Source organism: Devosia insulae DS-56 (genome assembly GCF_000970465.2).
Lineage (GTDB): Bacteria > Pseudomonadota > Alphaproteobacteria > Rhizobiales > Devosiaceae > Devosia_A > Devosia_A insulae.
The window spans coordinates 1-13,520 of record NZ_LAJE02000342.1 but is presented as its reverse complement, the minus strand read 5'-3'; the positions used below and the strand labels follow the sequence as shown (position 1 = coordinate 13,520).

Sequence of the window (13,520 nt, the reverse complement as noted above, 5' to 3'; positions counted from 1 at the left end):
AACGTCCCATATCACACGGTTATAGACCTGCCTCGCCGACGGCATGAGGCCATCGGAAACGAGGCGGTCGAACGTCGATGCACTGACGCCCACAACGGCGGCAGCTTCCACTCTTGAAAGGCCACGGATTGGCACGCTGGGCCTAATCTCACCGGTCTTGCGCTGGGGAAAATTAATGACCTCGCCCATTAGTTTTTCCCCCCTGCCTCATCAGCCTTTTTTGAAAGATACTCGTCCACCGCCTCTTTCGGCGGCTTGGGCAGATCAAACTCTTTGGCAAACTCCGCCGACGCTTTTCGAACGTCCATCTCGAACTGATGCATTTCCCATTCGTGAAACGAGTCTTCGAGCCGTCCTCCCAACCCTTCCTCTTCATCCGTTTCGCGAATTAGGTTGCGTGCTTCCTCGCGCTTGGCATCGCCCAGAGCCTCAAGCGCATCGGACTTGGCTTCGTCCTCTTCTTTCAAGGCCTGCACATCAAACTCATCAGCCGCGTTCACAAGCTCCCACACCCAATGCGCTACAGGATACACCTCCCAATCAAGCTCATCGTCGATTTCAGTATCGTCCGTCATTTACATTCTTTCATTAAATAGTGTTGTTACATCATCACCCTAGCTAGGAGTCTAAACGGAGTCAACTGAGTCGTTAGACTCGTGACGTACAATATCCGCCAAATATTCTTTGAATTTATAGTCAGTCGCGCGGGAAACTGACCACTGGCAGCTGACAGCTGACAGGTGATAGTGGGCAAAGAAAAACCCGCCATCGGCGCGCGGCTCGACGCATGATATTGTGCGCCACCAACCTCAAAAGGACGCCGGAATGGCTGAAACGGAAAGACCATCGGGCCGCCCATATCACGAAGTGTACTTAGCCCCCGCGCCGATGCAGGAGGAAAGCCGAGAATTTCGCGTAAGATATGCATACATTTTGCGGGCGTATAATGCGAACGACCTTCGTAATTTTGTCGTCGGTAATACGGCTATACTTAGTTTCAAGCCCGGAATGACGCAGCCTGTTTTTCTTAGTGCTATTGCCGCAATGCCGTGGCTCGATTTGCTGAAGGTTGTATACTTTACAGGAAAGTATGCAGAGCAGGTTGGCTCAAAGCGCGATTATATCCAGTCGATGCAGGAATTGTTTAAATCAACGCGTTTGAACTGGGAAATGGACGATCACGGCGGAATACATCCTTTGAGGGACACCGCCTATGCAGCTCAACGCGCGTCGGTCATAGCCGGATTAAGTGAGCCGCGCTTCGCCAACGCAGCGGCAGCGATGGCGCGGTTCGTTGATGCGTATGACTCTGCCAAGCCTGACAACAAGCTGGCGATCAACCACGTCTTCGACGCGGCAGAAGCTCTATTCAAGCTTCGATACCAGCCGACGCCGCCTGACCGCCTCACCACTGGAACGGCCGGCCAGTACCTTGGCAAGGATTTCCCAAGGCCGAAGGCGCAACATGAGGATGAGTCTCACCTGAAGAGGGCCAACAGCGCAATGGTCGCAGGCTTTGCAGGTTGGGTTGAGGCCTGCCAACAGTATCGACACGAGCTTCGCCAGCCGGATTCGGATGAGCAGCCCCCAAACGAACTGACCGAACTGCTAGTTAGTGCAGGCATGTCCTATGTGCGCTGGCTGGTACGGATCGATCGAGACGCGTGACGGGAACCGACCCTTTATCGACTGGCGATATGTAGAAAATCGTGGGGCCATACGTGACAGATGGAGCAAGTATGACGGTGACTTGGGAAGGTAGAACGCACGACCCGGTCCGTTACGGACGTGTTAACGGACAAGTCGTGATTGAGATTCTCACACTCGGCACTCATAGGCACGTATCGGCGAATCCCGACGTTTACTCAGTGCGGGTCTTGGGTGCTGAACTGCCGCTTCGGTTCCGCTACGTTGCCGAAGCCAAGGAAGCTGCATTGGCGGCCTACCGGGCAGCTAAGGGCTTTTGATCTGGCCGGATTTGTTCGGATTTCTACATACCTGCCCACTGGCAACTGCCCGCTTCTGAAGGGCCGTGTTCTTCTGCTGCCCACGATGCTGGTTGCAATGCAGGCAGGCAGCGGCAAGGTTCTCTATCTTGTCGGAGCCGCCATCCATGCGAGCTAGCTTGTGAAGGGACGAACGCGCTCCCTTCTCCATCGTTGGTTAGGGTCCGTTCATCTCAATAGCTAAGAACACCGTACGGTACACCCGGTCGTCATCCACCCCTTTGAGATACGCCCCAAACTCGGAGTAGTCCGAAGGAATGCCGTGATGGCGGTCAAAACCGTTTCCGACGATGTAAAGCCGCTTGCTCACGGGTGCCCTTACCGCTTCTTCGGGCCAAAGACGTTACCGGCGAGGTAGTCAATCAACTCCCCGCTCTGAGAACCCTGCCTGAAGCGCTTTTGCTCTTCGAAGTCGATCGATGGCACCATGTGAATGAACTGGTCGTCGGCATACAGGGAGAGCACTTGCTCTGCGTCCAGACCGCCACTGCGCAATCCCGCCAGATTGTTTGCGGCCTCGATCGCTGCCCCGATCATGACGTCGGCGAGTTGGACCGCTGGGCTATCCTTGGAATCGACCTGCTCCACCGCCGTAAGCTTCAATGGGAACTTGAGACTGGTTATCTCAGTCGCACGGAACTCCACGTTCGCATCATGGTCGATGAACCGCTGTAGAAACTCGGTGTAGGTCTGCAGGTTCTTGGACTGATCGTGTGCCACCCGGTAACGCCCCTCCGACATGACCTCCATTCGAGTGATGAGCGACTGCAGCACAATCAATGCTACATCGGTGGTGAGGTCAGGCGTCGAGATAGCTTCCAGACACTCTGGCGCCGCATACTTCGCCAAAGGACCAAGAACCTCGGGAAGCTCCATCCAGTTAGTCGCGCGAGCGGCCGCCACAAGGTCGCGAAGTGCCTCTTCGCTCTTTTCCTTCATTGAACGCTGAAACGCAGCCATCAGCGCCTCAAACTGAGGCTTACCAAGCAGCGTCGGGCCGGCCATGTGCAGCATCGATGCCATCGCGTAGTTCTGCCCGCCGGCGTAAAAATCGAAGCCGCGCTCGTAGTAGAAGGGCTCTACCGCGTAGTCGACGAACATGAGCGTCAACATGAACCGCTTGTCGCAGACATAGGTCACGCACCTGAAGTCACTCAACAGGTCGCGCATGAGTCCAATCAGCCGCGGGTGGTTGGCTTCACGCCGTGACAAGGCCCGGTACTTCAGTTCCGGTGCCTGCAGCTTGGGGAAATGCTGCTTGATCAGCCGATCGGCGTCCTCATCGGAAATCGCAATCGCAGATGCTCCCTGAAATCGCTGATCAGCGTTGAGCAGATCAAATCCGGTGTAACCACTCTCATCGATCCGAAAGCAATTCATTGATGAGCCTCGCAGGCGGCAGACCCTTGAAGAATGCCGGAGTGACCTGAAAGCTGATGTATGCCCGACCAGTTCCTGTGTCGGCAACTGGGCACTTCTAGAGGCAGGTCGCGACCAACCGAAAGCCCGTTCGATCGAAGGCCGCTTAGTCGTCCGCTCCTTCTGACGACCCAATCTCCGCCTCGAACCGCTCAAGTAGATGGGTGGCGACGCCAGGGCCCTGCAGATAGAGCCCCACTTCGTCCAGCGGGTCATCTGGCGAGCCGGTTTGCGACCCCCAGTTCATGCTACTGACGACGATGTCGTTTTCGTCCCAGAGCAGGAATTTAGCGTGGACTTGGGGATCTCGCACGCCGATTAGGTCAACCACGTCCAGCAACCGCTCACGATGACCGGCCACATGTCTGCGCTTCACGAGTGCGCTTTGGCGGGAATAGTACACCCGCACATCATCGAGTCGTCTGCCGGCAACCTCCGCCGGGTTGAACAATCCCGGCACCATCGTCGACCCAACCTTGTTCGTGCAGCAGATGAACCTCGTGCTTGCCTCGTGTGCGGCCGCCCTAAGCAGTCTCTCATGCTCGTGGGCGTACAGTACCGTAATCCGAGTACGCGCTTCGTCCGGTGTCTCGCTGCTTGCGACCAAGGTCCGTCTGTTCCGTCTCAGATCGGAGGCCATGAACTGGAGCGTCTCAGCCGAACGGCTGGCGCTACTAACGCTGGAGATGATCGAGCGAAGCAGGTCGAGTCCCAATGGTGCCGCATCGCTTCCCTGTAGCTCGGCTGAGACCTCCACCGCTGAAAACGGCGAAGACAGCCAGTTGCATGAGCCAAGGGAAACGACTGCACTACCTTGCCCGTCGTCGGCGGCTAGAATCTTAGCATGACTCCCCACCGAGTCCCGGTGGACTAGTACATAGCCACGCGTACGACGCACCGCCGAAAGTCGGGTCTTCAGCTCATCCATCGCAACTGCATGCTTCGAGCGCTCTAGGGATGTGCCAAAGAACAGGTGGCAGCGCACACCACGCCTCGATGCCTCCTCAAGCGCCTTGAATATCCGCTCACGCTGCTCGCCGCCCTTCTCATCAGCTTGCGTAGCCACAAATGTGGAAAGGACGAAAACGTCGGCCTTCGCAGCGCCAACGATCTCTTCGAACCGGCGCACGTGATTGTCGCCGCCAACTACGAGGTGGTCTGCGTCGAAGTTCGCGCGAACCCAAGGCGACGGTGGCGGTTCCTCGACTGTGGTGACCGGCAGAACCCCCGTTCGAAGTGTGGCTTGTAGCGCCTCGACCAATTGGGGGCTGGCCCCAATCGGCATCACGCCGTCACGCACTTCCTCGAGGTCGATCACCAGATACTTTCGCTCGAGTACCGAACTGACCGTTTTGACCCCGCGCAACCACTCTCCCGGCCGCAGCGTGCCGTTCATAAACCTTCCCACCCGTTGAAGCATCGACTCTTCTGTTTCGGGTTCCGCATCCCGCGGGTATTCCACGATATGGTCCTCCGGACGCACGCGGGTCATCGGCACGGTCTTTACGTCGCGGTTTCGCAATAGCGAATGACCAACGGGCTCGAAGATGATGCTGATGTTGAGTTCGCGATCCTCGGTTCGCTCGGGCAGCGCCTTGTTCGACCTGATGAAGTCATGGCCTATGCGGCTCGTCGTCAGTACAGGGCGCGGCGACATACGAACCTCGACGACCCCGAATTGCATAAGCCGCGCGACAGTCGCCGAGACAACCTGCGGAGGCACCTTAAGCGCCGAAGAAACTTCAGCAATTGATCCGGGCGATCTATCGAGGGCAAGCATGACCAGTTCTTCGACTGGACTCCAACCCCAGGTTCGCTGCACTACAGCGCGAGCACGGTAGTGCCAGGCGGGAACATACAGAGCCTTCACGTGTCGAACCTTCCACGTTCATCAACTTCCAGGATCGTGGCTCCACTCGTCACGTCCGGAAATCCGATAACTGTCAGCCGCCGAATTTCTTTGATCATAGTCCGCAGAAACCCCAACTCGCCGCCGAGCCCATCAGGGTCCTTGCCATCGGCCGCGTCGACTATGAACTGGAGGCTCGTAGCCAAGACCAACTTCTGCTTCGCCCGGCTGAGCAGGACGTTCAGCCGTTGGGGGCTACGCATGAAACCGATCGCACGGGAGCCAACGAGCATATTGTTTCGGACAAGGCTTGCGACTATCAGGTCGGCTTCACTTCCCTGAAAACTGTCGCTGGTAAAGACAAAATTGCCATCTCCGCGCGGACTAGCGAATCCGTACAGCAGACCATTGCCCTGCTGGATCTGAGACCTCAAAAGCCTTTCCAGCAGATTGACCTGTCCCTTGTAGGGTGTGAGGACGGCCACTGTCGGCACCTCTCCCGCTATAACCGGACGCAGGTGCTTCAGCGCCTCGACGAGTGCTAGAGCCTCTGCCTCATTGCTGTACGTTCCATGGTTGACGACCTCGAAGGACCGCTTCTTGACGGTGCTCAGCGCGGGCAGATTCAGCACCACAATCGGTGAGGTCGGGAACCCTCCCTTGATCTCGATGCTCGATGCGCGACCGCGCACACGCTCAGAGGGCACAAGCCGACCACCATAGAATGTATTCGAGACCACCTCGCAGATTGCCGGGTGCATCCGGCTCTGTTCCAAAAGCATGTTTACGGTCGAGCTCTTTCGGCCAGTTTCCTTCTCCCGGCGCTCCTCTCGCTCGGCAATTTCTCGGAACGGCTCCTCCATCCGAGCCGCGATGGCTAAGACATCGGCTAGCAAGGCATCATCCGACGTAAGCACGGTGATTGCGTCGTCAAGTTCATCGGGCAAGTCATTGATGGTTTCGAGCTGGGCTCGCGCCGTCTGCAAAAGCGCTTGGGCTCGAGCTGGGTCATAGAACTTCTGCCTCTCTTGCGCATCGAAGGGAGAAAGCTGGTTGTGATCCCCGATCATCAGCCGTCGATTGCCCAGCAGCAATGCACCGATCAGTTCCGCACCATTGGCTCGCGCCGCCTCTTCGACAATGACCCAGTCGAACTGCTCTCCGTCGGCAATCATCTCCTCGATGACATGTGAAGACGTGGTCGCAAGGGTAATGTCTGACGACCGAAGCATCAGGTTGTCCGTGTCCCGAAACACCCGTTCCGACGTCTGCCGCTCGGCATCATCGTGGAATTCGAGCGCCTGGCTCATTTGTCGGTACTGCCCCACCAACAGAGCATCGGACTGAATGCCGGTCGCTGCTGCGCGCAGAAGGGTCGCGGAGGCCTCCCGAAGCTGGCTTTCATCATCGGCGATGTTCGAGCGCTCCACCCTCACCATGATCGTAGTGGTGGCGCCGAGTGCTTGGCGGAGCTCGTCCTCCATGTGCATGAGGGTATCGTGGTTTTGAGCCGACACGAGAACGCGGGCATCAGGCGTCTCTTCGAGGATGCTCCTCACCAACTTGGAGATCAGATAGGTTTTGCCCACTCCAGGGGGGCCGACCACTACGTTAATGGACTTGCCGATCGAAATTGCGTTCCAGGCCTCCCGCTTGGAGCCATCCATCTCCGCTGGCGGCGGGCCGGGCTTGGCCACCTCCCTGACCGACTCGTCGAGGGCCACTTGGGCAGGATTGTCGAGTGCCCGGAGTAACTCGATGTTGCGACGGGCCGCGACAATGTTCTGGAGGCGTCGGCGCACAGCCCGTTCGAACCCAGAGTCCCGACGGGGACGCAGAAAGTTGTACTGGTCAAGCGCGACCGTATCGCTGACCGCAAAAGTGAAAGCCCTGCGCCCGCTAAACTCGCCCCGGCCCTCATAGGTTAGGTCAGGTCGTCTCTCTCGCTCGGTTCCGAGCGTGTCAGCACGTGACAACGTCCACCCGGTCTTTCCGTCGTCCCGGGCCATCTCGCGCCGGAGAGCCTCAGCGGCAGGTTGAAAACCCAATGCCGTCCTGTCACGGTCGCGGTCGGCATCATCTTTCGACACAACCCACAGAATGCCCGGCTCGCTGGGAACACGATGCACTTCAACCGGGTAGATACGAAACTGCTCCCTAAGTAGAGAGAATGCCTCAAGCAGGATCAGCGCGTACCAAGTGGGAACATCCGCAGTCGAAGCGGTCGCTCCACCGGAACTACCAATCTGCGTCCAGGGACGAGCTGCTGGGCCAAGCTTTAGGACGCGTGCTTCCGCTGCTGCGCGATTACGCGACAGATAAAGTCGATCAGGCACCTCCACGGCATCGAAAATCGCCCGATCGTCCGGACGGCGCTTATGCGCTTCCATGATGGAGCCTATGGTCTCGGTGGCATGTCGGACGCCGTAGACGGCGATTTCTGTCACGACACGAGAATAGGCATCTCCGGCAGATACTCTGACTGTTTCGCTCCGCAGGTCATCCTCAACAAATCTAAGGAGGCCATCGATATCGTCGGCCTCGACGGTTTCTGAGGTGAGCGATGCGAGATCGCTCTGCAGGACCTCACGCGACGGATAGAGCACCAGCTCCCCTTCCGAGTTCGATCCGACCACCGCCAACTCATCTACGATCGTTCTGAGGTCCCTCAGCACGACGTGCCCGTCAAACATCTGGAACTGTGGCGGATGCTCCAACCGGTCAAGTAGCCGACGCTCGATCGGCAATAGCGACGGGCCGTGGTCATTTCCTAGGCCAAGGATTTCCGAGATGGCGGCCGCCAGGTCCACCCAATCCTGTCGGAACGAGACGGCGCGGGCAGACCTATAGAAACTGACGGCTCCGACGGCATCGCCATCGCCTATGTGGACGCAGGACTCATAGCCACCCAGCCGGTAGTCTTCGTCATCGTCCCGGTGCGAGAAAATGCTCATGACGCCAACGGAGCCATGGATGACGCCGGCATCGTGACAAAGCGTCAGACCTTCGGCCACTCGGATGATGTTGCCCCAAAAGGTCTTCCGTTCACTCGGAACAAGAAGGCGCTTCTGTCTGTCGTTAGCTCTCTTGGAGCCGCTCCGGAGGGGCGTTCCTGGATCTCGCATGACAATCGCCAATTCTTCGCGATCTTCTACTACCTCCACCACATCAACCAAGATGTCCCTCGCTCGGCGGGAAGACACAATTCGACGGATCCGTCGAAGGCCGCGGGCAACGAGGCGCCGTAAGTCCTGATCGAGATCGGTCTTGGTTTTCTTGAATATCCTCAGCAGGTATCGCTCACCATCCGCCTTGCTGGTTGCGAAATGCAGCTTGGCATCCCAAGCTCCCACCCCCGCAATCAATCCGCTCTCAAGGAAGTCGAACCGATCATCCAAGGGGACGTGACTGCCGCCCTGAACTCTTGTCATGTGAAACGCAACTCCTTGCCGAGACAACTTTGCTTGGTCGAGTATTGGCACGAGTCGTCCTCGATCTGCATCGAGGTGCTTTAGTTAGCTAACGGTACCTTCTCCCTGTCAAAGACGGTGACCGCTCCAGAGCAGTTTCGTTGCACCGACTCATCTAAACGAGGCCTTACTCGTCGACCTGATCCGCCACTGCTATCGCGGCAGAGTCTCGCCCGGTTGGTATGATCTGACTGAGGTCCGATTTGGGCCAAGAGCGGACTCCTAGCGAAGGCTCACCCCCATTGCGCCAATGCCATCGCTTTGTTACCGCGCATCGCAAAACAACGGGGCCATTCCATCTAGCCCATTGGCAGCGAAGCGCTAACGCATTAGCTTGGCGCTGGGACTGGTCGATCCTGTTCCGGGGCGTGAGAACCCCTTACTGAGCGGCACTAGTGCTGCCGAAATCCGCACTCTCCGATCATGGTCGGGGAGGCGTCTGCGTATGTCCAAGGCCGCGAGGCCCAAAGGCGGGCGCGGTCTTCTCAGTAAGGCTTCTCAACTCCCCGGCTGCGGTCATGGAGAGGAACACGCATGCAGATTCATAAATCAAGATTCAATGCTGTCGGCTGGTGGGGCCTTATCTTCTTTGTGGCTGCGTTGCCTGCTTTAGCGGGGGTCTACAAACTCGTTCAGGATTCTAACGAGTCCCAGCTCAACATTTTGGAGGTAACTGGTAGTAATCCGGCGTCCACTCCTAACCTTTTGGAGGTTTCTCCGTGGGTTCTAGTTGTTACAGGGGCCGTAATGCTCCTAGGTATCGTGATGATGATCGTCGGCAAGAATTCCTATGTGCACGAGGTTGGCGAATGAGACGCATTATCATGACGGCGATTGGCATTTTGATTTCCTTGCCGACCCAGGCCGTCGAGAGCCAGGCGGTTTCCATGTCCTTCGAAGCTTGTCTTGCGAAGATTAGGAGTACAGCCGCCCAACTCGGCATGGCGCCTATAAATATTGCAGAAACAAATGACCTGCGAATGGTACGTTTCCCCACGTCTGATGGATCGGTCTTGATCACCTGCTCGCGACCAGACGGCAAAATGGTAGTGACGAAGAGCGACTGATCGGTCTGCATTTGTCATCTGGAGTCCCGGGGGAGGGCAAGGTTCCAAGTCGCTTCATGCCAGGGACCGGCGGCTAACCCAGAACTTCGCTACGCTGGGAGTTTTACCGAAAAATGGGCCGATGACAGCCAACAAAAAAACCCCGTAAACCGGGGCTCTTGTGGGTCTTACGGCCATTCCCAAGGCTTCTTCTTATCCGGCTTGGGCAATAGATTGCCTCTGTGGTCGGCTATAGCCGACGCGGCTAAGCGAAGCTTGGTACTGAGGCTGGCAATTGCCGCGCTTTCGTCACGCTGTGCCCGGCTCAGCTGGATCAACAGCTTTGGGTCACGCGCTCGCTGGACTTCCCTGCTGATGCGGTTCGCATTGGTGACGTGCCGCACCAGCTGGATCAAAATTGGCTCTGAGGCCTCGGTGTACAGGTGGGCTGACGGGTTCGCTCGATATATGCGAGCGAATGTCGTGCGCTCTTCGTCGGTCTGGATCGCGTCGGGGTAATGAAGTTCATTGTCGTTCACTGCCGGGGCTGGGATTAGGCCTGCTTCCTCCATGGCAATGTGCTGTGCTGATTTTCTGGGCATTCGTTCTCCTAGTGTTTGTGGGTGGGTTACTCGATGATTGGGGGATCGTCAGAGGGGCGCTCTGAAGCAACCACGCCGGGTCTTGCCGGGGGCTCGAAAACCTCAAGAGGGCCCCACGCCTCACTCCACTCTTGGTCCGCGACCAGAACGAAGACGGGTGACAACGTCCGTAGATGCATGTCGCTTGCGATCTGCAATGCCATGGCGGGAGAGAGATCATCGGCGGGTGCCGGTGGTAGACCGCCCCGTGTATAGACGTGACCGACTAAATCACCTTGGTCGTTTCTCCGCAGAGTGACCTCGATGTGAATCGGCGGAACGTTTCCTTGCTTGCGGTAGAAGGGCATTCAGTTGCCTCCAGGTGGGGACCGTACGGTATCAGTTTGAGGTCGGACGAAAGTAAGCGGGGCCGGTAGGTGGGGTTCAACGAGCGGAAAAATAATGAAACTTCTCCTTTGGCCGCGAGCCTCGCTAAGTCATATGGCTTACCGGACTTACCGGGCTCACCGCATGTCGGTAAGGTCGGTTTTGCTGGGGTTTCGGATCTATTCTTGCTCGGACCTTACCGCTTACCGCTAGAAACAAAAACTTCCCAACGATGAAATGGGGCCAGCCCCAAGGGCAGAACGCCCGTTTTCTTCTCTTCTATTTCTTCTCTTCTATTTCTTCTCTTCTATTTCTTCTTTTCAGAGTCATAGAAAAGATGGGTAAGCCGGTAAGGTGAGGCCGAAACCCCAGCAAAACCGGGCGAAAACACCTTGCCGCACCCCGGTAAGGTGCCGGTAAGCCGGTAGGGTGCCAAGGCTACATCGGGCGGCTGTCGTAAGGATTGACCAATGCCGGTTTGATCAGGCCAATCCAGTCGTCGCGCTGCTGCTCAAGCATCTTGGTCTTCAGCGCCGGACTGACAACGATCACCGATGGCTTGCCACCTATAGACGGCCTGTAGCCGTCAAACTCGGTATCGCGCTGGTTCAGGACGCCCCAACCAAGCTTTTTGATGCGCTGGCTGTTGACCGTCACGCTATCGGACTTCGGCACGTTTTTGCCGCCTGTCACGAAGGCCTGAAACATCCCAATTTCCACTGCAACAGCGTCATCGCGATAGGCCTCGTCAAAGGCTTCTAGGTTCAACACCACGTCGCTCTTGGTGTGGAAGATAGTCGTCCTTTTGGCCTCTGTGGTCGGTGCCCGCTCGCCCTTCTTCACGTAGTCGGAGAACTTGTGTGCCGCCGCGAGGATCACGTTGCAGCCGATGTCATCAAAGAGCCATTCCACCAGTTGGGCGAACTTCTCTTTCGGCCACGGTGTGTCAGTGGTCTGAACGATCAGCCAACGCCGGTCGTGATCATCGATATCCAACGCGTGTTCCGAATTGCTGGCAGCGAAAATATGCGTGTGGTTCTCCACCGTCTTTTCATGCCGGTATTTGGCATTGATCCGAATGAATTCGTCGGTCTGAACGGTCTTCAAGGCGTTCGTGGTTTTGAAGTTCGAACCGCCCTCATATAGCTCGTTGAAGATCACCAGTTGCCGGTTCTCGAAATGAGAGTTGAACGCGCTATCAAGGGCCGCCGGGTTCGCGATCACCGCGTTTCGCTGGCCGATGATTTGATAGAGAACCGAACCGCAGATGGATTTGCCCGTGCCGGTCTGCTCGGAGTACATCAAGCACGAGTAATGCATGCGCGTCTGAGGCGAACCGATCAGCGTGTAGAACCAACGCTCGAACTCGTCCCGCTCGGTTTCGTCGGGCAACAGGTAGTCCAGAAACTCAACCCAACGCGAGATATCACCGTCGATTGCCGGCAGATCGTTCGGACGCCAGACATTGAACAAGCGGCGCTTATTCTTCTCTGTCAGTACGCCGCCGACTGCCACACCTGGGCGATAGACCGCACCTTCAATCTGGCAGCTGCCTTCCCGCTTAACGAGGCGAGCAGTGTCATCGACGGCCGACCAAGGGGCGACGAAGTTATTGAAATCGTCGTTCGTCTTCTGAAGCTCCGGAAACAACCGATGGATGAACTCGCCCGTCTCAGTCGCAAAAAGCCACTGGTCCGCGAATTCCTGCCTCAAGGCGAAGCGAGTCTTGCCGTTCTCATCGACGTATGCCCTCGTCGCCTGCGTGGCCGGAAATACCGTTGAAGCGAAGGTAGGCCCCACCCAGCGCCCGTTCTTAAAGAACTTCGCTGGCATGTCATCTGCCATGTCCCACGAGGTCGGAAAGTCGTCCCCAACCCGTACTTGGTGAACCGTGCCGTCAAGCGCCTTCGCAACCTTGTTAGCGCCCCTCAAACCAACCTTGTCGTTGTCAGGGACCACATAGATTGTCCTAACGCCGCGCCGTTTCAGGCTGCTTAGGTCGGTCTTGTGCATAGATGCCGCGCCGCCGATCAGGCCTATATGTACCGCGCCTGATAGTTCGCGTTTCCATGCATGTTGTGACTTGTCGTCGTCGGCAATCGCCTGTCCGGCCTGCGCCGCCTTCGCGCCCTCGTGGATAAACACCACGGATGGACGATGCGCGCTAACAAGGTGGTCGTTGTAGAATGGGCGAACGTCAGGCTCCGCGTACCGATATTCCCCGTCGCTCCAAAAGGTGATCGGCACATAAGCCTTCTCACCCTTTTTGACCGTCTTGACCTGCAACATGACAATCTCGTTGTCCTTGTCGCGGAATACCCATCGGTCAGCCTTGTTGGCGTTCTTCCAGAGGGGAGGTATGCCGGCAGCGTCGGGATTGATGAACTCGGACTTCGGCCAGTTGACAGTTGCCAAATACGCCTTGATCGCTTCGGCCTCTCCGGCGGTCGGCTGATATTCGGCCGCAGCGGCACTGCCGTCGCCATCAGTGACAGTCACGGCACCTTCGCCGCCTCGCTCGAAATCGAGCGCTAGGACGGTATCGAAATAGGCCGTGTCGGGGATACGAACGTTGATGGCGGCTCGGCTAAGCCCTATAGGCCGAAGCTCTCCACCGGTCATCTGCTCAAGTCGTGTTGTAAAATCCTTGATTGAAATGTTTGAATAAATACCTGTCGTCATTCGTACTGTGATCGTCTCGCGATCATCCTTTCGTTTTGTTGTCTTTGTTGTCTTTGTTGTCTCCGTCCTCGTTGAGGATG

11 protein-coding genes are annotated in these 13,520 nt (G+C 57.1%); 3 read left to right on the top strand and 8 right to left on the bottom strand.

Annotated features, from left to right (window positions below; translation table 11 throughout):
- Positions 1-188: 188 nt before the first annotated feature.
- Positions 189-575 (bottom strand): hypothetical protein, encoded by a 387-nt coding sequence (locus VW23_RS22410; RefSeq protein WP_069911717.1) that lies wholly within the window; start codon positions 573-575, stop codon positions 189-191.
- A gap of 250 nt (positions 576-825) precedes the next feature.
- Here VW23_RS22410 and VW23_RS22405 point away from each other — a divergent pair, with 250 nt between their 5' ends.
- The gene (locus tag VW23_RS22405; RefSeq protein ID WP_141728455.1) at positions 826-1,668 is read left to right on the top strand and encodes a hypothetical protein; all 843 of its coding nucleotides are present in this window, start codon (positions 826-828) and stop codon (positions 1,666-1,668) included.
- 285 nt (positions 1,669-1,953) lie between these two features.
- On the opposite strand, the gene VW23_RS29835 is transcribed toward VW23_RS22405, so the two are convergent.
- From VW23_RS29835 to VW23_RS22390, 5 genes are all read right to left on the bottom strand, one after another.
- Entirely contained in the window at positions 1,954-2,157 is a 204-nt protein-coding gene (locus VW23_RS29835; protein WP_084646385.1) for an HNH endonuclease, read from the bottom strand.
- 6 nt (positions 2,158-2,163) lie between these two features.
- Positions 2,164-2,316 (bottom strand): AbiH family protein, encoded by a 153-nt coding sequence (locus VW23_RS28380; protein ID WP_084646384.1) that lies wholly within the window; start codon positions 2,314-2,316, stop codon positions 2,164-2,166.
- 8 nt (positions 2,317-2,324) lie between these two features.
- Complete coding sequence (locus VW23_RS22400; protein WP_069911715.1) at positions 2,325-3,386, bottom strand: DUF3800 domain-containing protein; 1,062 nt, start codon at positions 3,384-3,386, stop codon at positions 2,325-2,327.
- 145 nt (positions 3,387-3,531) lie between these two features.
- Complete coding sequence (locus VW23_RS22395) at positions 3,532-5,205, bottom strand: phospholipase D-like domain-containing protein (protein ID WP_342029934.1); 1,674 nt, start codon at positions 5,203-5,205, stop codon at positions 3,532-3,534.
- Between the two features lie 86 nt (positions 5,206-5,291).
- Complete coding sequence (locus tag VW23_RS22390) at positions 5,292-8,705, bottom strand: DEAD/DEAH box helicase (RefSeq protein WP_176730462.1); 3,414 nt, start codon at positions 8,703-8,705, stop codon at positions 5,292-5,294.
- A gap of 573 nt (positions 8,706-9,278) precedes the next feature.
- Here VW23_RS22390 and VW23_RS22385 point away from each other — a divergent pair.
- Positions 9,279-9,557 (top strand): hypothetical protein, encoded by a 279-nt coding sequence (locus VW23_RS22385; protein WP_069911713.1) that lies wholly within the window; start codon positions 9,279-9,281, stop codon positions 9,555-9,557.
- Positions 9,554-9,811 carry a hypothetical protein gene (locus VW23_RS22380; protein ID WP_141728454.1) on the top strand — a complete coding sequence of 86 codons (258 nt, stop codon included), beginning with the start codon at positions 9,554-9,556 and terminating at the stop codon, positions 9,809-9,811. Before VW23_RS22385 ends, VW23_RS22380 begins: the two co-directional genes overlap by 4 nt.
- A 167-nt stretch (positions 9,812-9,978) precedes the next feature.
- Here the strand turns inward: VW23_RS22380 and VW23_RS22375 are convergent, their stop codons facing one another.
- Complete coding sequence (locus tag VW23_RS22375; RefSeq protein ID WP_141728453.1) at positions 9,979-10,392, bottom strand: hypothetical protein; 414 nt, start codon at positions 10,390-10,392, stop codon at positions 9,979-9,981.
- An 804-nt stretch (positions 10,393-11,196) separates the two neighbouring features.
- Positions 11,197-13,520 (bottom strand): primase-helicase family protein (locus VW23_RS22365; RefSeq protein ID WP_210184500.1); only part of this gene is annotated, 2,324 nt, incomplete at its 5' end.

What these genes read in the sequence shown, in the direction of transcription:
- VW23_RS22410 (WP_069911717.1), bottom strand. Translation starts at nt 575, where the DNA reads ATGACGGACGATACTGAAATCGACGATGAGCTTGATTGGGAGGTGTAT.
- VW23_RS22405 (WP_141728455.1), top strand. Translation starts at nt 826, where the DNA reads ATGGCTGAAACGGAAAGACCATCGGGCCGCCCATATCACGAAGTGTAC.
- VW23_RS29835 (WP_084646385.1), bottom strand. Translation starts at nt 2,157, where the DNA reads ATGGAGAAGGGAGCGCGTTCGTCCCTTCACAAGCTAGCTCGCATGGAT.
- VW23_RS22400 (WP_069911715.1), bottom strand. Translation starts at nt 3,386, where the DNA reads ATGAATTGCTTTCGGATCGATGAGAGTGGTTACACCGGATTTGATCTG.
- VW23_RS22395 (WP_342029934.1), bottom strand. Translation starts at nt 5,205, where the DNA reads ATGCTTGCCCTCGATAGATCGCCCGGATCAATTGCTGAAGTTTCTTCG.
- VW23_RS22390 (WP_176730462.1), bottom strand. Translation starts at nt 8,705, where the DNA reads ATGACAAGAGTTCAGGGCGGCAGTCACGTCCCCTTGGATGATCGGTTC.
- VW23_RS22385 (WP_069911713.1), top strand. Translation starts at nt 9,279, where the DNA reads ATGCAGATTCATAAATCAAGATTCAATGCTGTCGGCTGGTGGGGCCTT.
- VW23_RS22380 (WP_141728454.1), top strand. Translation starts at nt 9,554, where the DNA reads ATGAGACGCATTATCATGACGGCGATTGGCATTTTGATTTCCTTGCCG.
- VW23_RS22375 (WP_141728453.1), bottom strand. Translation starts at nt 10,392, where the DNA reads ATGCCCAGAAAATCAGCACAGCACATTGCCATGGAGGAAGCAGGCCTA.